Below are 24,188 nucleotides of genomic sequence, written 5' to 3' on the forward strand. Positions count from 1 at the left end.
ATGAAAGCCAAGACCCTTTGGCAGCCTCACAGGACTACATTTAAAAGGGCTTTACTTATCGTATATGCTTACTCGATCTTGTTGATCTGTCTCTTGCAAATCAACTTCGATACGCTCTTCACTTGATGTTGGAATGTTCTTTCCTACATAATCAGCGCGAATTGGTAGTTCACGATGACCTCTATCAACAAGAACCGCCAGTTGGATTTGAGATGGTCTACCTAAATCCATAAGAGCATCCATTGCTGCTCGAACTGTTCTTCCTGTATATAACACGTCATCCACAAGGATAACTTTTTTCTTCGTAATATCTACAGGGATATCAGAACCTTTTACAAGTGGTTCTTTATTTTTGGATTGCAGTGTTAAATCATCACGATATAACGTAATGTCTAACTCTCCAACTTCCATTTCTTTTCCTTCAATTTGACCAATTCGTTCTGCCAAACGTTGTGCAATAAAAATTCCACGAGTTTTAATTCCGACAAGAACACAATTATCGACACCTTTATTTCGTTCCACGATTTCATGACTAATTCGTGTTAAAGCGCGGCGAATCATTTGGTCATCTAAAACGACAGCTTTCTCTTGCATGCTCTACACCTCCAAGCTTTTTTTCTTGCGTGAGAGTAATGGTATAAAAAAAGTCCTCTCAGCGTGTGCGAGAGGACTTTTGAAAAAAGGGTACAGCATACCCTAAGTATTTCAAACCGTTACCTTCTCAACCTCACGGGGCTGTGTTAAAGGATCATTATTTAACTGTTATCAGTATCTCAGTTTTCTTATGATTTGTCAATACTATTTCCGTAAAATATTTAATGCTTCTTCAAATACTTCTGGAATCGGTGCCTCAAACTGAATATATTCACCAGTACGAGGATGATCAAAGCCTAAAATGCCTGCATGAAGTGCTTGTCCATTCATATCTAACGTTTTCTTCGGACCATACTTCGGATCTCCCGCAAGTGGATAGCCAATATATTTCATATGAACACGAATTTGGTGCGTACGTCCCGTTTCTAAGCGACATTCTACAAGTGTAAAGTCTTTAAAGCGTTCTAACACTTGGAAGTGAGTAACAGCGTTTTTACCATTTTCATCAACTGTCATACTTTGACGCTCTTTCTTATCACGACCAATTGGTGCATCGATAGTCCCCTTATCATGCGGAATAACACCGTGCACAATTGCTTTGTAACGTCTTGTTACTGTTTTTGCTACAAGTTGATTTACAAGTGATTCATGCGCCATATCATTCTTAGCAACCATTAATAATCCAGATGTATCTTTATCAATACGATGCACGATACCTGGACGCATTACACCGTTGATACCTGATAAATCTGTACAATGGTGCATAAGGCCGTTTACAAGCGTACCACTTGTATGCCCTGGCGCTGGATGTACAACCATACCACGTGGTTTATTTACAACAAGCACATCTGCATCTTCATAATAAATTTCTAAATTCATATCTTCTGGTTGAATATCTAACGCTTCCGGCTCAGGAATCGTTACTGTAATTTCATCTTCTTCTTTTACTTTATAATTCACTTTTACTGCTTTCCCGTTTACTGTCACAACATCATCTTTAATCCATTGCTGTACTTGTGAACGTGACCATTCGTTATTTATTCCTGCAACGAATTTATCAATTCGCTCATTTTTTTGCTCTTCTACAACTGTTACTTGTACTACTTCACTCATTCAATTACTCCTTCGCTTTCTTGCCTTCTAATAATGTTTGAATAATAATTAATACAACACCAATACATAATGCTGAATCAGCTATATTGAATACTGGATAGTTGTACGAGAAAATATACACGTGAATGAAATCCACTACTTCTTGTCTAAATACACGATCAATAAAGTTACCAATTGCCCCGCCTAAAATTAGGCCTAACGAAATACCTAGAAGCTTGTCTGTTTTCGCATACTTTTTCATATAAAATACGATAAACACTACAAAAACAACTGTAATAATGTAGAAGAACCACATTTTATTTTCTAAAATACCCCAGGCAGCGCCTCTATTTCGATGTGATGTTATGTATAATACATTGTCGATAATCGGAATACTCGTACCCAATTCCATGTTCTTTACAATTAACCACTTCGATATTTGATCGATAGCAATGACAAATAACGCTATTACATAATATATCATTTTCATTTCCCCCACAAAGACAGTGTACCTCAAAATTTTAGCATAGCTGCTACCTTTTCACAATGAACCTTTATAGAAGAATAAAATAAATTAAAAAAAGGTAATATAATATCGTTGTGCGTATTCATACATTTACCTTTTCATAGAAAAATTCATGAATTGTTCGGGCAGTCGGCATTGTTTTCATTTGCTTTGTCGAAATTAATCTCCCCGTCTCTTCACAAATACCGTACATGTCTATTTCCATTTTAAATAATGCGCGTTCTACATCCTTTAAATCCTCTTTTATATCATGTAATAGCAATTTTTTCTTTATCTCTTCCTTAATTTCATATCCAAGCTCTTGGCTGAACTCGACATCATATTTGTGCATTACTTCTTTAGCTAGTCTCTCTTGCAACTCTTTTCTCATCAATTGCAATTCTTCTTTTATTTCCATGTAGATTTCATTCACGTGTACATTCCTCCTAGCTGTAATGTACAGTTAGTGTGTCCGAAATTTATTTGCTTACCTCACACACATTTTTCCTTCACAGGAAAGAGCCTGAAAGTTATTTTGATATATCATCAAAATAAAAAAACTGACTGCATAAATAGCAGTCAGTTTTTTTATTATTTTACATAGTTTTCTTTCACAACTGTTGCACAACGCTCACATAATGTTTCATGTTCAGCATCTTTACCAATTGTTTCTGAAACTACCCAACAACGTTCACATGTTTCACCAGTTGCTTGAGCAACAATAACCGCTGTATGTTCATACTTCGGTGCATCTGCTGGCGCTTCTTCCATCATACCACCAAGTTTATACTCAGAAACGATGAATAATTGCTTTAAGTCTTCGCTAATAGACTCTAACATAGCTTTCATTTCTGCAGTTGGATATAGCGTAATGCTCGCATTTAATGACTTACCGATTACTTTTTCATTACGAGCTACTTCTAGTGCTTTTAACACGTCATCACGTAATGTCATAAATGCATCCCATTTTGTTTTTAATGCTTCCGCGTCATCTAATTGTACAGCTTCTGGCATATCAGTTAATTGTACACTTTCTTCTGTTACGCCTGGAATGTATGGCCATACTTCATCAGCTGTATGCGGTAAGATTGGTGTTACAAGTTTCGTTAACGCAACAAGAACTTCATATAATACAGTTTGAATTGCACGACGATCTTCGTGGTTTGCACCTTCAATGTATAAAATATCTTTTGCAAAATCTAAGTAGAATGAACTTAAATCAATTGTACAGAAGTTATGAATTGCATGATACACAGCAGCGAAATCGTATGTCTCATATGCTTCTTTAACTTTTGTAATTAAGTCATTTAATTTCACTAACATGTAACGATCTACTTCACGAAGCTCAGCTACAGCTACTGCATTTTCACTTGGCTTAAAGTCGTCTAAGTTTCCTAATAAGAAACGGAATGTGTTACGGATTTTACGATACACTTCTGCTACTTGTTTTAAAATATCATCTGAAATACGTACGTCAGATTGATAGTCAACAGAAGATACCCATAAGCGTAAAATGTCTCCACCTAATTGATCCATGATTTTCTTCGGTACGACGATGTTTCCAATCGACTTACTCATTTTACGTCCTTCACCATCTAGTACGAAACCGTGGCTTAGTACGCCTTTATATGGAGCTTTACCTGTTACAGCAACTGCTGTTGATAATGAAGAGTTAAACCAACCACGATACTGATCAGATCCTTCTAAATATAAATCAGCTGGACGCTGTAAATCTTCGCGCTCTTCTAATACAGCTTGGTGAGAAGAACCTGAATCGAACCATACATCCATGATGTCTGTTTCTTTACGGAATTCGCCATTTTGGCTACCTGGATGTGTAAATCCTTCTGGTAATAGATCTTTCGCTTCACGCTCAAACCATACGTTAGAACCGTGTTCACGGAATAAATCTGCTACATGGTTAATTGTTTCATCCGTAATAATTGGATCACCATTCTCAGCATAGAATACCGGAATTGGCACACCCCATGCACGCTGACGAGAAATACACCAGTCACCACGGTCACGAACCATATTATGAAGACGAGTTTCTCCCCATGCTGGTACCCATTTTGTTTCCGCTACAGCTTCTATTAATTCTTTACGGAATGCTTCAATAGATGCAAACCACTGTGCTGTCGCACGGAAAATAATTGGTTTTTTCGTTCTCCAATCATGTGGGTATGAATGCGTAATGAATGTTAGTTTCAGTAACGCGCCTACTTCTTCTAATTTTTCTGTAATTGGCTTGTTAGCTTTATCATAGAATAAGCCTTCAAATCCAGGTGCTTCATTTGTTAATACACCTTTATCATCAACTGGGCAAAGTACTTCTAATCCATACTTTTTACCAACAACGAAGTCATCTTCCCCGTGTCCTGGTGCTGTATGAACACAACCTGTACCTGCATCTGTTGTTACGTGATCTCCTAGCATTACTAATGAATCACGATCGTAGAATGGATGTTTTGCAACTGTGTACTCCAGTTCGCTACCTTTTACTGTTTTCACAACTTCAGCATTTTCCCACTCTAACGTTTTTGCAACTGTCTCAAACAGCTCAGAAGCAATGATATATTTCTCATCATTTACTTTTACAATGCTATATTCAAGCTCTGGGTGAACAGAAATACCTAAGTTTGCAGGTAATGTCCAAGGTGTTGTTGTCCAAATGATGTACTTTTCATCACCTTCTAATACGTTCTTTCCATCTTTTACAGGGAATGCTACGTAAATAGATGCTGATTTTTTATCTTGATATTCAATTTCAGCTTCTGCTAAAGCAGATTCACTCGTTGGAGACCAGTAAACTGGTTTTTGACCTTTATAGATATAACCTTTTTTCGCCATGTCACCAAACACTTTAATTTGTTGTGCTTCATAAGCGGGCTCTAAAGTAATATATGGATTATCCCAATCTGCACGTACACCTAGACGCTTAAATTGTTCACGTTGACGTTCTACTTGTTCATATGCATACTCTGCACATAACTTACGGAACTCAGCAACTGTCATTTCTTTACGCTTTACACCTTTATTTGTTAAAGCTTGTTCAATTGGTAAACCGTGCGTATCCCATCCTGGAACATATGGCGCACTAAAACCAGTCATTGATTTATAACGAACAATAAAGTCTTTTAATACTTTATTTAATGCATGTCCCATATGAATGTCACCATTCGCATATGGAGGCCCATCATGCAATACAAATAAAGGACGACCTTTTGTATGTTCTTGTACTTTTTCGTAAATATTCATTTCAGCCCATTTTTCTTGCATTGCAGGCTCACGTTTTGGTAAGTTCCCACGCATTGGGAACTCTGTTTTCGGCATCAGTAATGTATTTTTGTACTCCATGCTCAATTCCTCCTTACATGTATAAAAGAAATACTTAAAAAACGGAATAAAAAAGAGACTTTCTCATCCCAAAAAGGGACGAGAAAGTCTCCCGCGGTACCACCCTAGTAGATCATATACATATGTATAGAATCCTCTTATATTCTTAACGCGAATACACGCCTACGCTTACTCTATTTGTTCAGCGCGGAACTCCAGGGTGATATTCCCACTATCTCCTTATCCTGAGCTTACACCGTCCTCAGTTCGCTATATAAGGTTTGAAAAGGTACTTATCCCTATCTTCGTTTTTCTTAATAAATATGTTGTTTAAAATTATATGTAATAATGAGAAAAACGTCAAGCTTACACTGTTTCTTCTTTTTTCAACAGTTCATCTACTTCGTCTTCTAACTCAATTAGTTTATCCCAATCATCGTTGTTTAACATTTCAAGCTGTGTTTCTAATAACATACGGAAACGAGTTCGGAATACTTTCGCTTGTTTCTTTAGCTCTTCAATATCAAAAGCAACTTTTCTTGATTTTACTAATGCTTCGTTAATAATACGATCAGCATTCTTTTCAGCTTCACGCACAATTAATTTCGCTTCTTTTTGCGCATTACGTTTTACTTCTTCCGCTGCTTCTTGCGCAACAACGATAGATTTGTTTAACGTATCTTCAATATTAGAGAAATGATCTAACTTCCCTTCTAACTGCGCAACTTTTTCTTCTAAAGCTTTTTTCTCACGAATGACCAATTCATAATCTTTGATAATTTGATCAAGAAACTCATTTACTTGATCTTCATCATAGCCACGGAATCCGCGACCAAATTCTTTGTTATGAATATCTAATGGTGTTAACGGCACAACGCCACCTCCAAGTAGTTATCTAAATTTCCTCTTTCAATTATATCTTTTCTTCGACAAAATAGGAGGATTTCCTTCTAAAAAACCAATCATTTTAGTATACCATACAAAATTCTCCATTTGTCGCGTTTTGTTCTACCTTCTACAGAAAATAATTTACTTCGTCCATATCCTCTAACAGAAAAAACGTCTCCTGGATAACATTCATAAGCAGTTTGTTCCACTATTTTCCAATTAACTTTTACTAAACCATTTTTAATGAAAGGTTGCACTTTCTGTCTAGATAAATGTAACATTTCAGCTAACATAACATCTAAACGAAGTGAAGAAACCGTTCCAGATTTCTCCCCCCACATTTCATGTATCTGTAGAATTTGTTCTCCTTGTACTGCTGATAAGGAGACTTTTACTTTTCCTATTGCTTGTAAGTTCATCTCAATGTACGATACGATTTCTTTCGCAACTACAATTTGGGCACGATTTTCTTGCAGCAAAATATCACCACATTTTTCTCTCGTTAAACCAAGAGACATAAATGTACCTAATATTTGCCTATGTTCTAGCGTATAAAACTTGGAAGGATAGTCAATTTCTAATACTTCTACTTGAAATTCTTCTTCATTTAATTCTAGATAGTCTGGATAAATGAGTGCTCTTTTACGCTCTGCATTAGGCGTTGCACCACCAAATTGCACAGCAACATCTCCTTGTCCAATTACCATAGAAACAATTTGTTGCTGTCTTGGATCAAGGAAATCTGTTAATTTCACTTGATGGTACTCCGCCGTTCGCTTCCACTCTAGCACTTTATCTACAAAGACCTCTTCATCAGGCCTAAAATGTTCATAAATGCTCATGTATTTAACCTCTTACTATAAGAAATAGCTGAACAAACTGAACAAACCACTTTTAGCAAGTTTTAACGCAAAAATCGCAACGAGTGGAGAAATATCAATCATACCCAGCGGCGGAATAAATCTGCGGAATGGTTCTAAATACGGTTCACAAATTCGCGCCAAGAACTCTCCAAAAGATGATTCCTTTGCACCAGGAAACCATGATAGGAGAATGTAAATAATCAGTGCCCACGAGTAAATCTCGATAGCAGAACTTAACACCATTAAAACTGTTGTCATGGCGTATTACCACCTCTTTATATTTGTTTCTTCTTCTTCACCGAATAACTCTGAAATTGCACCAACAATATCAACATTTTCAGGTGTACACATAAATGTTTTCGGTCCTATTTTTTGAATATCCCCGCCTATAGCGTATACAGTACCACTTAAAAAGTCAACGATACGTACCGCTTGATCAGTAGACATTCTCTGCAAATTAATTACAACAGCTCGTCTACCTTTTAAGTGGTCCGCAATCCCTTGTGCTTCCGAATATGTGCGTGGTTCTAATAAAACAACTTTTGAAGATTGTTTTGCTGTTTCAATACTTACAACATTTTGCTTCGGTTGCGCTTTCGGAAACGTAACATCTTGTTGTTCTGGTGGATCTTGCTGCTTTTTCATGTCTGTTTGCTCCTTTTCATAACCATATTGAGCTGCTTCTTTTTCTTCCGGTGTATCAAAAAAGAAGTATTTTACTTTTGACCAACTCATAATAAGATTCTCCTTCCTTTTACGCTTTTCCTACTAAAATCGTTCCCAAACGAATATATGTAGCCCCTTCTTCAATTGCAATCGTGTAATCGTTGGACATTCCCATTGATAATTCTTTACATGGCGCATGTAATAACTCTAGCTCCTGCACCTCTGTTTGTAGCATACGTAATTCCTTAAAACAGCGTCTGATTTCTTCCTCTTCTTCTGTAAATGGAGCCATCGTCATTAGTCCAACCACTTCAATTTTATCGAATTCTTGCAAACTTTGAATAAAAGAAACAACCTCTTCTATTGCCAATCCTTGCTTCGATTCTTCAGATGAGGTTTTCACTTGAATAAAGCATTTCACTTTCTTATCAGCACGTTTCTGAATTTCTTTCGCCAGGGAAAGACGATCTAACGAATGTAAATAATCAATTTCATTAATGATTTCTTTTACTTTTCTCGTTTGTAATGAGCCAATAAAATGCCAATTAACTTTTGAACCGAAATGCTCATATTTCTGTAAGAAACCTTCATTTCTATTTTCACCTAAATCGATAATTCCAGTTTCAATTACTTCGTTTGTTTTTTCAATCCCTACAGTTTTTGTCACTGCAACAAGTTTAATATCTTGCAACGAACGTCCAGCTCGAGCGCAAGATTCTTTAATAGCTTCGTTTACAATTACTAAATTTTCTTGTACTGTCACTTGCTTCCTTCCTCCTTAAAACCTATGAAACTCAACATTCTTCCTGTCTTACCTTGATCACGACGATGAGAGAAAAATAGTTGCTCTTCACAGCTTGTACAAAGAGATGACATTACAATATGCTCTTCTTTTATGCCTGCTTGTACGCATAATATACGATTAATTTCTTTTAAATTAATTGCGTACTGCCCGTCAGAAATTTTTTGATGAGGAACAGCACCGTTAATTACTTTCTGTGCTGCTGTTAATACACGATCATCCACAACATAACAACAAGATCCGATCGACGGCCCAATTGCAACATGAATTTCATCACTTGAAATACCTTCTGCATTCCACTTTTGAATCATTTCCTTTGCAATCTCTTGTACAGTGCCTTTCCATCCAGCATGCGCAAGTCCTATCATACCATGTGATGGTGCATAAAAATAGAGCGGAACACAATCCGCGTAACAAGACGTTAACAGAACATCTTCATTACTCGTATAAATGCCATCTGTTTTTGAAATACCGTCCTCATATGAATAGACGCCACTTCCCTTTTCCTGTTGCCCTACTTTTTCAACATGATGATCATGAACTTGTTCAGAGCAAATCCAGTTTTCTAATGGTTTTTGTAACTTATTTGCTAAAATGCGTCTGTTTTCATGAACGTTCTCCACGATATCATTCACATGTAATCCTAAATTCATCGCATGAAAGGAGCCCGTACTTATCCCACCATCTTTTGTCGTAAATCCAGCAGTAATGTTTCCAAGTTCTTTCCATGCTTGTAAATACAGTATACCGTCCACATATTTAAATGGTTCTCTCATAAAGCGGCTCCTTTTAATTAAAATAACAGAAAAAAGTATGGTACTTCCTGTCTATTTTACCATACTTTTATTTTTTCATAATCCTAACAGAAAAAAAGAGGAATTTGTAATATTCTTTATGAAATTGTCGGTGTTTGTATTGATTCTGTTACAGTATTAACAGGATTTACTCTTACAAGTATGACATCTTCCCCAATTTTCACAATTTCCTTCCAAGGAATTACAATCTCAACATCTTTTCCAAAAATACCTAGCATACGTGTCTGTTTGGAAATAATAACAGAACAAACTTTCCCTGTGTTCATATCAATTTCAATATCTCCAATATTCCCAATCCTTTTTCCATCTGAAATATTTATAACATCCTTCATCTGTAACTCTGAAATTCGTATCACCATTTTTATCCTCTCCCTTATATGACGAATTGGAAGCTGTTTCTCATATTTACAGGAAGTCACCTATACGAAACACCATGCTAGTTTCATTATATGAACACTAATCCCCTACTATGAGCGTAAACCATATTACATATAAAAAAGTCTCACCATAATTGGTGAGACCTTATCCTTGAATCGTCTTATTCATTTGTTTAATGGCTGACTTCTCTAAACGTGATACTTGAGCTTGGGAAATCCCAATTTCTTCTGCAACTTCCATCTGTGTCTTTCCTTGGAAGAAACGTTTTCTAATAATCATTTTCTCTCGATCATTTAAACGCTTCATTCCTTCTTTCAATGCTAGTTCTTCAACCCACTGCTCGTCCTTTTGTTTTTCATCACTTAACTGATCCATAACAAAGATAGGATCTCCTCCATCATTATAAATAGGTTCAAATAATGAAACTGGGTCTTGAATCGCATCTAAAGCAAATACTATCTCTTCATGAGTTACTTCTAGCACTTTTGCAATATCCATTGCTGTTGGTTCTTTTGAATTTTCTGCAATCAACTTTTCTCTTACTTGCAAAGCTTTATACGCAATATCTCGCAATGAGCGCGATACGCGAATCGGATTATTATCACGCAAATATCTGCGTATTTCCCCAATAATCATCGGCACAGCATACGTTGAAAATTTTACATTTTGGCCTAAATCAAAATTATCAATTGATTTCATAAGTCCGATGCAACCAACTTGAAATAAATCGTCAACATATTCTCCTCTGTTATTAAATCTTTGGATGACGCTCAGTACAAGACGTAAGTTTCCATTCACTAATTTTTCTCTTGCGCTTATCTCTCCACTTTGCATTTCACGAAATAATTTCCGCATCTCTTCATTTTTTAATACTGGAAGTTTAGCTGTATCAACACCGCAAATTTCTACTTTGTTTCTCGTCAAAGTGTTCCCTCCTATCGGGAGTTGCTGTACAGTGTAAAGTATTTCCTTTGAAGGGGATTTTATGCATGTGGTTTTTTCACGATTTTTTATTTAAATTATCTTTCCTAATACAACTAAATAGAATAAGACCAGCCTACATAACGGCTGGTCTTATTCTTCACACCATTTTATTAAATTCTTTTCGTAATCTTTTTATAATTCTTTTTTCTAAACGCGAAATGTATGACTGTGAAATCCCAAGCATATCCGCCACATCTTTTTGCGTCTTTTCCTCTCCTCCAGCAAGCCCAAACCGAAGTTCCATAATTTGTTTTTCACGATCATTTAATTGGTGTAATGCTTTCATTAAAAGGTGACGATCTACAGTAGCTTCTAAATCTTTTGTAATAATATCATCATCTGTACCTAACACGTCAGACAACAACAGTTCATTCCCATCCCAATCAATGTTTAGCGGTTCATCAAAAGAAACTTCCGAACGATTTTTGTTATTTCGACGTAAATGCATTAAAATTTCATTTTCTATACAACGCGATGCATATGTTGCTAATTTTATTTTCTTTTCTGGATTAAATGTATTTACCGCTTTAATAAGGCCGATTGTTCCTATACTAATCAAATCTTCAATATTTATCCCTGTATTTTCAAACTTTCTTGCTATATATACAACGAGCCTTAAGTTACGTTCAATAAGTAATGACCTTGCTGCCTGATCTCCCTTTGGCAATTTATTCAAAAGAACTTCCTCTTCTTCTTTCGTTAACGGTGGTGGCAACGCTTCACTTCCACCAATATAATAAATTTCATCGGTCTTAATTCCTAATTTCAGCAATACTTTATACCAAAGGTATACTAAATAAAATTTTAATTTCATCATATTATCCCGCCTCTCATTATTAAGCAATCACCATTTTTTGTGAAATCAACATTTTTGGATGCACAATACATTGATACTCCCCATTTGTAGACAGTTGTTGTGTATTTAATCCAATTAATACTTTGTTTACAACAATAGAACTATCTTCATGATCAACTTGCACACTGTCAGGCTTAATTGCCCACAAAAATTGACTTTCTACTCCTACTGCACGGAAAGGAATTAAACGTAATTTTGTCGCCCAACCAGAATCATTTTCTGGTATTTGAGGAATTTCTGTTTTGGAATAAATTTGTTCTGTTAACCAAGATGGTAAGCAATGTTCTAATGATGAAACATGCATAATCATAACGGGTGTTTTTGTTAATGGGTCGTAAAGTTGGTTCCCACTGTCAATAAGACCTGCCAGTTCTAGTTCTTCTTCGGCCAATTGAATTTTTACTTTCACAATTTGGTCATAGTGTATTTTCGTGACCTCTACGCTTTCAATACGCTTTTTAGAAAAATAATAAATTACCGGAAAACCAAAAATAACAAATAACCAACTAATTGGATCGCCGTAAGAAATTGACTGAGATTGAACCAATCCATTTACCATTTCATTCGTTTGCAAAAAGAAATGAGTTCCAATTAATCCTCCGCCAACCATAAAGGTTACAAAGTAAAAAGTAAAAACAGTTTGTGCATAATTTCTAAACGTTGTAAACCCAAATGCTGTATACACAATAAGTAACGAGTACAGTAGTTTCATAATTGGATGTGTCATCATAGAAGCAAAAGGAGTAAAGGCAAAAATAACAATAGTTGAACCTATAAATGCCCCTAACACAAGCCTCCATCTTTTGATTTTCTTTTTTAACACGGTAGCTGTTAATAAAAGCAAAAGAAAATCAATGCAGGCGTTTAACAACCAAACAACGTCGGCGTAAACAACCAAACAATTCACCTCTTTTTTCAAGTTGAGACTAGTATAATGCATATCCAATAGGAAAGTGTGTCAATTTGCGGAGGTGTTTTTTTGTTATTTTGTGATTTCTAGACATAATCTGTCGGTAAAAAATAAAAGTACAAATTCATAGAATGATATACTCTTATTTTCACCAACAAAATATATTGAAATATACGAAATAAAAAAAGACCTGCTAAGCAGGTCTTTTTCATTTAAAAAACAAAAAAGGAGCATGAAAGCTCCTTTTTTTTATCGTCTACGACGGTTACGTAAAAATGCTGGAATATCGATATCATCTGAATCTGAATGACGCTCATGTACAACTGGCTCTTCACGCTTCATTTCACGTTTTACTTCACGTTGTTTTGAAGGTTGAGCTACTGATTGTTGCTGTTGTTGCGTGTGGTTCGCATTCGGACGAATAATTGGTTTTGGTGGTTGAGTTGCAATGCTATCATCAAAACCAGTTGCAATTACAGTTACAACGATATCATCTTTTAATCCTTCATTAATAACAGAACCGAAGATCATATTTACTTCTGGATCTGAAGCTGAAGCTACGATATCTGCCGCTTCTTGTACTTCATATAAGCTTAAGTTAGCGCCACCCGTAATGTTCATGATAACACCTTGAGCTCCATCAATAGATGTTTCTAGTAATGGACTAGAAATCGCTTTTTTCGCAGCTTCTGCAGCACGATTTTCCCCGTTACCAGAACCAATACCCATTAAAGCAGAACCTCTATTAGACATAATTGTCTTTACGTCTGCAAAGTCTAAGTTAATTAAACCTGGCGTTGCAATTAAATCCGAAATACCTTGAACACCTTGACGTAATACGTTATCAGCTTCACGGAATGCTTCTAACATTGGCGTATTTTTATCAACGATCTCTAATAAGCGATCGTTTGGAATTACAATAAGAGTATCTACATTTTCTTTAAATGCTGCAATACCAGATGCTGCTTGCGTTGCACGTTTACGTCCTTCAAAAGTAAATGGACGTGTTACAACACCAACTGTTAAAGCACCTAATTCTTTTGCAACTTGAGCAACAACTGGAGCTGCACCAGTTCCAGTTCCACCGCCCATACCAGCAGTTACGAAGACCATATCCGCACCACGAAGTGCTTCTTGGATCTGTTCTTTACTTTCTTCTGCAGCTTTTTTCCCTACTTCAGGATTTGCGCCGGCACCAAGTCCACGCGTTAATTTTCCACCAATTTGCATTTTTGTTTCAGCTTTTGATAGATTTAATGCTTGTGCATCAGTGTTCACAGCGATAAAGTCTACACCTTGTACACCGTGTTCAATCATACGGTTTACAGCATTGTTTCCGCCACCGCCGACACCGATAACTTTTATATTCGCTAATTGATCTTGAGTAGTATCAAACTCTAACATGTCGAAATCCCCCTAGAACCTCATTTTTCGTGTCCAATTTTAATCCCATAAATAACGGAATACACGTTTTACTTTTGACATCATACGGTCATCATTTTGATTATTATTGTTTTGATTACGAGTTTTTTGTTTCGCGGGTTGCTGTTGTACCGGCGTTGGTGCTGGTGCTGGTACTGGTTCAAAATGCTCTTGCTTTTCCTGCACATTTTTCCCACGTAATTTAGCTTTTTGATAAGAATGTTTAATTAATCCAACTCCGCTTGTATATTGGGGCTCACGCACACCAATATAATCAGGAGTTGCTACACGAACATTTTCATGTAAAATATCATATGCAAGATCAAGAACACCTGGCATAGAAGCAATTCCGCCAGTTAGTACATAACCAGAAGCCACTTGCTTTACTCCTAACTTACGCACTTCATCTTGAACAAACATTAAAATTTCCTCTACACGAGCCTCTATTATATCCGATAATTCCAACTGAGAATATTGTTCTGTTTGATCACTTCCCATAATAGGAACCGTAAACATCTCTTCTTCAGATGCTGTATCATAAAAAGCATGTCCATATTTCAACTTAATTTGATCTGCATTTTCTGTTGAAGTTTTCAACCCAATTGCAATATCCTTCGTTATATGGTCTCCACCTAATGGTAATACGCTCGTCGCTTGTAACTCTCCGTCTTTAAAAATAGATAAAGTTGTAGATCCTCCCCCCATATCAACAAGGGCTACTCCTCTATTTTTTTCATCTGAAGATATAGCAACTGTTGCAGCCGCTAAAGGTTGAAGACAAATATCAACAATTTCAAGACCTGCTTTTTCTACACAACGAAGTAGGTTATGTAGTAAAGTTCTCGAGCCTGTAATAAGTGTACCTTCCATTTCTAATCTTACACCGATCATCCCGCGTGGATCGTTAATCTCGTCAAGACCGTCTACGATGAACTGTCGAGGTACCACATCAATAAACTCACGTTCTGGAGCAATTGACACAACTTGTGCTGCATCTAGAACGCGTAAGACATCTTCATTCCCGATTTCACGATCTTCATTTGAAACAGCGACTACTCCGTGACAAGGAAGTAGCTGTACCTGGTTTGCATTGACACCTACTACAACTTGCTCAATGTGGATTCCCACCATGCGCTCAGCTTGTTCAATTGCTTTTTTAATTGATCGAACAGTCTCGTCTATATCAACTATCGATCCCTTCTTTAAACCATTTGATTTTACATTTCCAACACCAATAATGTTTAAGCTGTCATTAACCATTTCACCAATGATGACTTTAACATTGGATGTACCGATGTCAAGACTAACATATATTTCATTGCTGTTCATTCTTTGGCACCTCCTTCTTTATTTATACCATACAACTCAATATATGGAACAACAATCGCAACTTTACTATTTATAAGAAAAATATTCAACGTCTTTATACGTTTCCCTTTTTTAACCCTATATTTTTCTTATTTTTATTTAGCATTCAATTAAGAATATCGCAGTAAACTATGAATAACTGCTTATCTTGAAATAATTCTATTTCGAGTGTAAAGTTTACCGCCAAGTATAAGTCTACACTAAGATGTACTCATAGAAAAGTGAAACTTGTACCAATACTAGTATGAATCTAAGAATTTTTACATATTTTTCATCAAATGAACCATTCTTCTAAATTCGTATGCATATAATAGAACGTTTGTTTTGTTTTTTCTGCTATAAGCAACGAAAACTACCATTCTATTCTTTTTTTTCTTCCGCACCTAATTCTTTCGTATATGCACCTACTTCTAAGTCAATTAATACCTTCTTACCTGGCTCAATTGTTTTTAAAATAAGCGGATAGGCTTCCATACGTTTTGCGAAATTTTGAATCGTAGTGCTCACTTCATAACCTTCATTCATATATAAAGTAAGATGATCTTCATTCGCATTCGTTGGAGAATAGCGAATCTCCGAAATAGATTTTAAAATAGCTGGTGTTAACTTTTCTAGTTCAGCGATTAACTCCTTCATTTTCTCTTCTTTAAAAGGTTCGAAAATCGGTGCTGCAACAGGAAGTTTTCCATTAGGTAGTACATCAAGTGTTTTTCCATTCTCTAATAACGGTTGTAATTTTCCCTCTTTATTTATATAACCAATCGTTAAATATTCTTCAATATGAACATCAATCTTGTTTGGAAAACGTTTTTTTACATTTACTGCTTTAATTTCTTTTCGCTTCGTTAAGTTTTCTTCAGCTTTATGTGCTGTCACTCGGAAATAACTTGTATCATATGTCACGCCTGAATCCTTCATTACTTGCTCATCCGTCATATAGTGATTTCCAAACACACTAATCTTTTTTATATTACTAAGCGGAGACCGAAAATAAATTAAAAAGAGCACTAATAAAAATAAAATTGATATGTATAAAATCAATCGATGATTAACATTTTTTTTGTTTTTTTTCTTTTGATTTTTCAATTTTGGTACACGATCTTGTAGTTTAATCACTTTACTATTATTCATGTACGATCCCCCTATGTAACATAAAGAACGGCATGTTCCTCATGCCGTTCTTATCTTCTTATTATAACATAAATGATAATGAGCGGAACGAATAACCGTTATCTTCCAATGATTTCTACTTCTGTGTGCATATCTACATCAAATTTATCCTTAATTGTATGTTTTATTAATTCAATTAAGGACAATACATCTTGCGCTGAAGCCCCCCCGGTATTAACAATAAAATTGCCATGCATTTGAGAAATTTGAGCTCCACCAATCCTATAACCACGAAGCCCTGCTTTTTCTACTAAATCGCCTGCAAAATGTGGGATTGGATTCCGAAATATACTTCCTGCACATGGGTGATTCCATGGTTGCGTTTCACGGCGGTAATCTTTATTATTTTGCATGCTACGTACAATTTCTTCACGTTTTCCCGCCTGTAATTGAAACTCCGCCTCTAAAACAATACCAGGACGTTTCGTTTGCAATACAGATGCCCGATAAGAAAACTCCAGTTCTTTATTCGTTAACCAGTCAATTGTACCGTCTTCAAACAGAATGAGAGCCTTCGATAATACACTCGATATATCCGATTTATGTGCACCTGCATTCATATATATTGCACCACCGACACTTCCTGGAATACCGCTTGCAAACTCCAATCCAGCTAACCCTTGACGACTAAGTAAAGTTGACAATTTAATAAGAGGATATCCACTACCAACTCTTACCTTATGTTTTTCGACCTCTAAGTGATCTAATCCTTCTCCTAAACGAATAACAACACCTTCTATGCCTTGATCAGATACAAGAAGGTTTGAACCGCGCCCAATTACAGTCCACTTCGTTTTGTATTGCTTTACTAACTGTAATGTTTTTTCAATACCGGCTACATGCTTAGGCACAATTAAAATATCCGCTGGTCCACCTATTTTCATAGTTGTATAACGTGCTAACGACTCGTTAACTAAAACACGACCAACGTCTGCTTCTATAAGCTCATTTACTAATTGTTCCATAGACAATCTCCCCCATATTAAGTCTTCTTATGACAATAATATGCAGGGCGTTCACCTAACGTTATCCCTCTATTTACGGGCAGTACAGCTCCTAAATCAAAATTCGGCAGTAACAAAGAAGTTAGGCGGTATCGGGATGCCAGTAAACATCCGATTAGTGAAAGGTAATAATCAACGAGAGAGAATCACTCCCCACTGATTAAAACCTCACTTTATTTTTTTACAAGCTTATTCATTACTTCATACAGCTTATTTGCTGCATCTGGAATACCTAGTTTCTTAGCAGCTAGCTTCATATTTTGTAATGTTTGTGCATCCAATAAAATCTCATCAATATCACGAATAAGCGTTTCAGCTGTTAAATCTTTTTCAAGTAACATTTTTGCCGCTCCTTTATCAACAACTGAACGTGCATTCTTTTCCTGATGGTTATTTGTTACGTACGGACTCGGTATTAACACACTTGGTTTTCCTAACGCTGTTAATTCTGCAAGTGTTGTTGCCCCAGCCCTTGAAACAACAAGGTCTACACCAGTTAGTACCTCTGGCATATTATGAATGAACGGCTTAATAATAACATTGTTCGGGTTCCCTTTTTGCTTCACGGCTTCCATCACTTTGTCATAATGTACTTCACCTGTTACATATAGTATTTCGTAGCTTTTGTTCCCAAACTGTTCAATTGCTTCAACGAAGGCATCGTTAATCGGTCTAGCGCCACGACTTCCACCAAATATAAGTACAGACTTTTTAGGAAGAGAAAGCCCAACTGAACGTTTCCCTTTCATTCCATTTTGATCCATTACCTCTGATGCTCGCGGATTACCTGTCATTACCACTTTTGACTCTGGAAAATGCTCTGTAGCTGCTTCAAAACAAACAGCAACTTTATCAACATAACGACTTAAAAATTTGTTCGTTACACCTGGTACACTATTTTGTTCATGTACAATAGTTGGAATACCTAATTTGGCTGCAGCGTATACAACTGGTCCACATACATATCCACCCGTTCCAATTACGATATCCGGATTAAAACGACGAATATATCGTTTACTATCCTGTACACCTTTTAGAAAACGCATTACTGTCTTCACATTATCTAATGATATTTTTCGTTTAAATCCACTTATAACAATAGATTGAAATGGTATACCTGCTTTTGGAACGATTGTACTCTCTAGTCCATTTTCCGTACCAATATATAAAAATCTTGCTTCTGGATTTAACTTTTTTATTTCTCTAATTAAAGCAAGAGCTGGATAAATATGACCACCAGTACCCCCACCACTCACTAATACACGCACTACTAACTCCTCCGCTTCTCTTTTCTTATTTCCATTATATTTATTTCTATATACATATTGCATTTTTACACACATACGAAAAACCCTGTCTTATAAACAGGGTTTAGTAGCGAGAATGGCGACTTATATTTAATAATACACCTACTGCCATTAACATTAATGTCAAACTTGATCCACCATAACTTAAAAACGGCAAGGTAATACCCGTAACAGGCATCAGTCCTGTTACAACACCAACATTAATCATTACTTGAATCGCAATCATCGCCACAATACCTACTGCTAAAAACGTACCATATAAATCTGGCGCTCCTAATGCGATACGAATCCCGCGCCATAATAATAGACTAAATAATAATAACACAAATGAACCACCAATAAAACCTAATTCCTCGGATAAGATTGCAAATATAAAGTCAGTTTGTGGTTCAGGTAAATAAAGAAATTTTTGTCTACTTTGTCCAAGTCCAAGCCCAAATAATCCACCGGGTCCAATTGCGAGTAATGATTGGATAATTTGAAATCCACTTCCAAGCGGATCTGCCCACGGATCTAAATATGATGTAATGCGCTTCATTCGATACGGTGCTGATGCGATTAACCCTACAAACCCTGCTACACCAAGCAAACCAAACATCGCAAAGTGAAAGACCCTCGCTCCCGAAATAAATATCATAATGATACATGTCCCAACCATTACCGTTCCTGTCCCAAGGTCTGGCTGTAACATAATCATCCCAAAAGCAAGAAACACAAAACTAAGAGCCGGTAATAAACCACGTTTAAAAGATGTAATCAATTTTTGCCGTTCCGCTAAAAACTTTGCCAAGAAAATAATCATCGCAAACTTCATAAATTCTGACGGTTGAATCGAAAATGCTCCGATACCAATCCAACTTCGTGCTCCTCCTCGAACAAGACCTACTCCAGGAATAAGAACGAGAATAAGAAGAATGAAGCAAACTAGCAAAATTACTTTTGAATACGTACGCCACACCCAATAATCAATTTTCATAATAAAAAACATAGCTACTACACCAAGACCCGCAAACAGTAATTGTCTTTTGGCAAAAAAGAATGAGTCCCCCATTTTATAAGAGGCCCAAACTGCACTCGCACTATAAACCATAATCATTCCGATTGTCAACAATGAAAGTGTTACGATGATGAGAATAAAATCAGGCGTTTTCTTCATTACCCACAAACACCACCTCTTTAGGCAGAACCTTTTGCCCTATGTAACAAAACATCAGTAGGTGTTAGCCTACTGATGTTTTGATTTACTTTATATAAGTTTATGCACAGCTTGTATAAAAATGTCTCCTCTTTCTTCAAATGTTTTAAATTGATCCCAGCTTGCACACGCTGGAGAAAGAAGAACAACATCACCTTCTTTAGAATGAGCATAAGCTTTCACCACTGCTTCATCTAAAGTATCGACACTTTCAATTATATCTAATCCCGCTTTTTCTGCCGCTCTTACTAGTTTGGGAGCTGTTTGTCCAAATGTTACAATCGCTTTTACATTTTTGAAATACGGAATTAAATCATCGAATTCATTTCCACGATCAAGCCCACCTGCTAGTAACACAATCGGTTGTGTAAACGCAGATAGTGCTTTCTCAGTCGCTAACATATTCGTTGCTTTTGAATCATTATAAAACTTACGGTTGTTAATCGTTGTTACATATTCTAAACGATGTTTTACACCCGTAAAACGTTTTAACACGACCGTAATTGCTTCATTAGAAGTACCTAATAATTTCGCAATACTCATCGCAGCTAAAATATTTTCTAGATTATGTTGACCAGGTAAAACGATATCGCTTACTTCAACAACTTTTTCACCTTTGAAATAAAGAGCGTTATCTTTTATACACGCGCCATCTTCAATTTCTTTCGTTGTCGAAAACAGGATTTTTTGACCTTTAGTATCCGCAGATAACTCCATCACATCTGCATCATCCGCATTTATTACACTATAATCGTTTTCTGTTTGGTTTTTAAAGACATTTGCTTTTGCTAAACCATATTCCTTCTTCGTCCCATGATAATCTAAGTGGGCTTCAAATAAGTTTAAGAACGCTGCAATTTTAGGTTGGAACGATTCTACTCCCATCAATTGGAACGATGAAAGCTCTGTAACTACAACTTCATTTTCTTTTGCATCCTGTGCTACTTCACAAGCTACAGTTCCTATATTCCCTGCAATAACAGGATGCTTTTGTCCTTCTTTTAACATTTCAAATGTCAGCATTGTTGTCGTCGTTTTACCATTAGACCCTGTAATTCCAACAAATGGTGCTTTTGAAATACGATATGCTAATTCAACTTCCGTAACAATTGGAATTTCTTTTTCTTTCGCAGCAACTAATATTGGATTAGAATACGGGATTCCTGGATTTTTAACGACAAGAGAAATATTTCTCTCTAATAATTCTAAAGGATGGCCACCGCATACAACGTCCATTCCTTTTGCTTGTAATTCTGCAGCAAGTACATTGTCTGCTAAAGGCTTTCCGTCATTTACAATGACATTCGCCCCTAATTTTTGCAACAAAGTAGCTGCTGCATAACCACTCTTTGCAATGCCTAATACAAGAATATTTTTATTTTGAAATTCAGTTACAGTTTTCAATTACATCCACACCCCGATATAAATTCCTAACACAGCTAATAAAAATCCTACAGACCAAAACGTTACAACAACGCGCCATTCTGACCAACCACATAATTCATAATGGTGGTGTAATGGACTCATTTTAAAGACACGTTTTCCTGTTGTTTTAAACGAAATAACTTGAATAATAACAGATAAAGTTTCCATTACGAATACTCCACCAATAATTACAAGTAGTAATTCTTGTTTTAATAAAATTGCTACAGCTGCGATAGCTCCACCTAAAGCTAAGGAACCTGTATCCCCCATAAATACTTTTGCTGGATTCGCGTTGAATACTAAAAATCCAAGTACTGCTCCGACAACTGCCATACAGAATATCGCAACTCCAAATTGTTCTTGTGCTACTGCAATAATACTAAATGCTCCAAATGCAATAGCCGCTGTTCCTGATAATAAACCATCTAAACCATCAGTTAAGTTAACCGCATTCGAGCCACCGATTAGCATAAATAGTACAAGTACAAAATACGCCCAACCTAATTCAAACTTAACATCCGTACCTGGAATCATGATATATGTGTGAAATGCTTGCCCTTTTCCAATTAAAAAGAACGCAATAGCAATAACAAGCTGACCTACTAATTTTTGTTTTGATGTTAAACCAAGATTTCTCTTCTTAACTACCTTTATGTAGTCATCTAAAAATCCAATCAATCCATAACCAAATGTCACTAATAATAATAACGAAACTTCTGCACCTAAATGATTAAACTTAATCGCCATAATAAGTGAAGTGACCATCATAGATACATATATGACAATACCACCCATTGTCGGTGTCCCTGATTTTTTTTGATGTGACTTTGGTCCCTCATCACGAATACTCTGTCCGAACTTTAATTTTCTTAAAAATGGAATAAACAATGGCGAAAGGGCAACAGAAATTAAGAATGCTACCCCAGCCGTTACTAATAAACCTTGCTCAAGCACATGTAGTCCTCCTCTCACGTTGTTACTCTTCGTTGTTTAAACGCCCTGTAATTGCTTCTTTGGCAACTTCACGATCATCAAAATGATGAACTTCTTTACCAATAATTTGATACGTTTCATGACCCTTACCAGCAATAATAATGATATCATCTGCTTTCACATTAGCGATTGCATGGTGTATCGCTTCTTTTCTATCAATAATCACTTCATAATTATTCCCACTTGCACCCTGTACCATATCATCTAAAATAGCCGCTGGATCTTCACTTCTTGGATTATCTGATGTATAAATTGCATGAGTTGCATATTTCGTTGCAACACTTGCCATTATCGGTCTCTTTGTTCGATCCCTATCGCCGCCACAACCAACGATACAATACACATCACCTTTTGCAAATTGTTTTGCAGTTTTTAATACATTTTCTAAACTATCCGGCGTATGCGCGTAATCAACAATAACTGTATAATTTTGTCCGCCATCAACAACTTCAAAACGTCCTGGAACCCCAGCTAGTTCCTTTATAACAGCAATGATTGTTTCTAATTTCACACCCGAAACAAGTCCTGCTGCTGTTGCTGCAAGTACGTTATATACATTAAATTTACCTATTAATTTCATCGTAACATTTACACTTTCATATGGTGTGACAAGCGTAAATGTAGTCCCGCCACTCGTCATAACGATATTTTTTGCCATAATGTCACTTCTTGTATCAATACCATATGTTACAACTGTTGCTGCAGTACTTCTCATATACTCTTCTGTTACATTATCATCGCTATTCAGCACAGCGTACTTTTCACGATTATGATTATAACTATTGCCAAGCTGTGCAAATAGTAACCCTTTTGCATGTTTATATTCTTCCATCGTTTTATGATAGTCTAAATGATCTTGTGTTAAATTCGTAAACACCGCTACATCGTAATCACATCCGTGTACACGACCAAGATCTAACGCATGTGACGAAACTTCCATTACCGTGCTGTCCACACCTTGTTCAACCATTTTTGAAAACGTCTGTTGAAGTGTTAGTGCATCTGGTGTTGTATTTTTCACCTCAAATGTTTCATCACCGATTTTCATATTAATCGTTCCAATTAGCCCTGTTTTATGACCATGTGCTCGCATAATCTCATCCATAATATGCGATGTTGTTGTCTTTCCATTTGTACCTGTAATTCCGATTAAATGTAACTTGTGTGTCGGTTGACCATAAAAATAATCAGCTAAAACCGCTAACGAACGAAAAGTATTTTTCACAAGTACAACTGGAACGTCAACATCAATTGGTCTTTCCGCAACAATAGCAGCCGCTCCTTGTGCCGCTGCTTGCTTAGCAAAATCATGGCTATCAACCGTATATCCTTTCATACATACAAATAAGCTTCCCTCTTTCACTTTACGTGAATCAGCTTCTATAGATGTGATTTCTGGATTTTCTTTTGGAACAACTGGAAAATCATGCAAACATGATAAAAGTGTATGCAACTTCATTTCACTAAACCCTCTCTACATTGTTTATTTATCTTTTTTTCAGTAAGCAACACATTACCTCCTATATAAGGAGGTAAGTGCTACTAGCCTATTTATGAATGAGACACTTATTGTCTCACATTAAGTAACTGTTCTATAAAGAACTCACTTCCACCA

At 36.3% G+C, this 24,188-nt stretch carries 24 protein-coding genes and 1 other annotated feature; all 24 genes read right to left on the minus strand.

The window, feature by feature from the left end; translation table 11 throughout:
- Positions 1-51 precede the first annotated feature (51 nt).
- On the minus strand, positions 52-594 hold the full coding sequence (gene pyrR, locus JFU02_RS10755) for a bifunctional pyrimidine operon transcriptional regulator/uracil phosphoribosyltransferase (protein WP_001156491.1): 543 nt from the start codon (positions 592-594) through the stop codon (positions 52-54).
- Between the two features lie 204 nt (positions 595-798).
- Positions 799-1,707 carry an RluA family pseudouridine synthase gene (locus tag JFU02_RS10760; RefSeq protein ID WP_061666362.1) on the minus strand — a complete coding sequence of 303 codons (909 nt, stop codon included), beginning with the start codon at positions 1,705-1,707 and terminating at the stop codon, positions 799-801.
- A gap of 4 nt (positions 1,708-1,711) precedes the next feature.
- A complete protein-coding gene (lspA, locus tag JFU02_RS10765) occupies positions 1,712-2,170 on the minus strand; it encodes a lipoprotein signal peptidase LspA (protein ID WP_000642180.1) in 459 nt (152 codons plus the stop codon).
- Between the two features lie 124 nt (positions 2,171-2,294).
- A complete protein-coding gene (locus JFU02_RS10770) occupies positions 2,295-2,624 on the minus strand; it encodes a TraR/DksA C4-type zinc finger protein (RefSeq protein WP_001002956.1) in 330 nt (109 codons plus the stop codon).
- Between the two features lie 158 nt (positions 2,625-2,782).
- Positions 2,783-5,548 (minus strand): isoleucine--tRNA ligase, encoded by a 2,766-nt coding sequence (ileS2, locus tag JFU02_RS10775; RefSeq protein ID WP_086407624.1) that lies wholly within the window; start codon positions 5,546-5,548, stop codon positions 2,783-2,785.
- A 71-nt stretch (positions 5,549-5,619) separates the two neighbouring features.
- Positions 5,620-5,842 (minus strand) — a binding site (T-box leader).
- Between the two features lie 51 nt (positions 5,843-5,893).
- A complete protein-coding gene (gene divIVA, locus JFU02_RS10780; RefSeq protein WP_001131611.1) occupies positions 5,894-6,400 on the minus strand; it encodes a septum site-determining protein DivIVA in 507 nt (168 codons plus the stop codon).
- A gap of 89 nt (positions 6,401-6,489) precedes the next feature.
- On the minus strand, positions 6,490-7,257 hold the full coding sequence (locus JFU02_RS10785; RefSeq protein WP_061666360.1) for a YlmH family RNA-binding protein: 768 nt from the start codon (positions 7,255-7,257) through the stop codon (positions 6,490-6,492).
- Positions 7,258-7,272: 15 nt separating this feature from the next.
- Positions 7,273-7,536, minus strand: coding sequence for a YggT family protein (locus JFU02_RS10790; RefSeq protein ID WP_000214324.1), 264 nt, complete (start codon positions 7,534-7,536; stop codon positions 7,273-7,275).
- 6 nt (positions 7,537-7,542) lie between these two features.
- Positions 7,543-8,013, minus strand: coding sequence for a cell division protein SepF (locus JFU02_RS10795; protein WP_000119129.1), 471 nt, complete (start codon positions 8,011-8,013; stop codon positions 7,543-7,545).
- A 19-nt stretch (positions 8,014-8,032) separates the two neighbouring features.
- A complete protein-coding gene (locus JFU02_RS10800) occupies positions 8,033-8,707 on the minus strand; it encodes a YggS family pyridoxal phosphate-dependent enzyme (RefSeq protein ID WP_000218008.1) in 675 nt (224 codons plus the stop codon).
- Positions 8,704-9,522 carry a peptidoglycan editing factor PgeF gene (pgeF, locus tag JFU02_RS10805; protein ID WP_001209012.1) on the minus strand — a complete coding sequence of 273 codons (819 nt, stop codon included), beginning with the start codon at positions 9,520-9,522 and terminating at the stop codon, positions 8,704-8,706. Before pgeF ends, JFU02_RS10800 begins: the two co-directional genes overlap by 4 nt.
- A gap of 116 nt (positions 9,523-9,638) precedes the next feature.
- Positions 9,639-9,920: a YlmC/YmxH family sporulation protein gene (locus tag JFU02_RS10810; RefSeq protein WP_000236748.1), complete on the minus strand. Its 282-nt coding sequence runs from the start codon at positions 9,918-9,920 to the stop codon at positions 9,639-9,641.
- Between the two features lie 163 nt (positions 9,921-10,083).
- Entirely contained in the window at positions 10,084-10,863 is a 780-nt protein-coding gene (gene sigG, locus JFU02_RS10815) for an RNA polymerase sporulation sigma factor SigG (RefSeq protein ID WP_000197755.1), read from the minus strand.
- A 157-nt stretch (positions 10,864-11,020) separates the two neighbouring features.
- Positions 11,021-11,740 carry an RNA polymerase sporulation sigma factor SigE gene (gene sigE, locus JFU02_RS10820; protein ID WP_000976948.1) on the minus strand — a complete coding sequence of 240 codons (720 nt, stop codon included), beginning with the start codon at positions 11,738-11,740 and terminating at the stop codon, positions 11,021-11,023.
- A gap of 19 nt (positions 11,741-11,759) precedes the next feature.
- Positions 11,760-12,677, minus strand: a complete 918-nt coding sequence (gene spoIIGA / locus JFU02_RS10825; RefSeq protein WP_141526891.1) for a sigma-E processing peptidase SpoIIGA — start codon at positions 12,675-12,677, stop codon at positions 11,760-11,762.
- A 261-nt stretch (positions 12,678-12,938) separates the two neighbouring features.
- Positions 12,939-14,093, minus strand: a complete 1,155-nt coding sequence (gene ftsZ / locus JFU02_RS10830) for a cell division protein FtsZ (protein WP_000888985.1) — start codon at positions 14,091-14,093, stop codon at positions 12,939-12,941.
- A gap of 39 nt (positions 14,094-14,132) precedes the next feature.
- A complete protein-coding gene (gene ftsA / locus JFU02_RS10835; RefSeq protein WP_001087557.1) occupies positions 14,133-15,440 on the minus strand; it encodes a cell division protein FtsA in 1,308 nt (435 codons plus the stop codon).
- A 399-nt stretch (positions 15,441-15,839) separates the two neighbouring features.
- A complete protein-coding gene (gene divIB / locus JFU02_RS10840; RefSeq protein ID WP_001065791.1) occupies positions 15,840-16,610 on the minus strand; it encodes a cell division protein DivIB in 771 nt (256 codons plus the stop codon).
- A 98-nt stretch (positions 16,611-16,708) separates the two neighbouring features.
- Complete coding sequence (murB, locus tag JFU02_RS10845; protein WP_097888323.1) at positions 16,709-17,614, minus strand: UDP-N-acetylmuramate dehydrogenase; 906 nt, start codon at positions 17,612-17,614, stop codon at positions 16,709-16,711.
- 212 nt (positions 17,615-17,826) lie between these two features.
- Positions 17,827-18,921 carry an undecaprenyldiphospho-muramoylpentapeptide beta-N-acetylglucosaminyltransferase gene (gene murG, locus JFU02_RS10850; RefSeq protein WP_014894899.1) on the minus strand — a complete coding sequence of 365 codons (1,095 nt, stop codon included), beginning with the start codon at positions 18,919-18,921 and terminating at the stop codon, positions 17,827-17,829.
- A 103-nt stretch (positions 18,922-19,024) separates the two neighbouring features.
- Positions 19,025-20,116, minus strand: a complete 1,092-nt coding sequence (spoVE, locus tag JFU02_RS10855) for a stage V sporulation protein E (protein WP_000753521.1) — start codon at positions 20,114-20,116, stop codon at positions 19,025-19,027.
- 90 nt (positions 20,117-20,206) lie between these two features.
- A complete protein-coding gene (gene murD, locus JFU02_RS10860; RefSeq protein ID WP_000860097.1) occupies positions 20,207-21,559 on the minus strand; it encodes a UDP-N-acetylmuramoyl-L-alanine--D-glutamate ligase in 1,353 nt (450 codons plus the stop codon).
- Positions 21,560-22,534 (minus strand): phospho-N-acetylmuramoyl-pentapeptide-transferase, encoded by a 975-nt coding sequence (mraY, locus tag JFU02_RS10865; protein ID WP_000893058.1) that lies wholly within the window; start codon positions 22,532-22,534, stop codon positions 21,560-21,562.
- A 22-nt stretch (positions 22,535-22,556) separates the two neighbouring features.
- Positions 22,557-24,032, minus strand: coding sequence for a UDP-N-acetylmuramoyl-L-alanyl-D-glutamate--2,6-diaminopimelate ligase (gene murE, locus JFU02_RS10870; RefSeq protein WP_000766288.1), 1,476 nt, complete (start codon positions 24,030-24,032; stop codon positions 22,557-22,559).
- Positions 24,033-24,188: the final 156 nt, after the last annotated feature.

The organism is Bacillus sp. TH13 (assembly GCF_016651175.1).
Lineage (GTDB): Bacteria > Bacillota > Bacilli > Bacillales > Bacillaceae_G > Bacillus_A > Bacillus_A thuringiensis_S.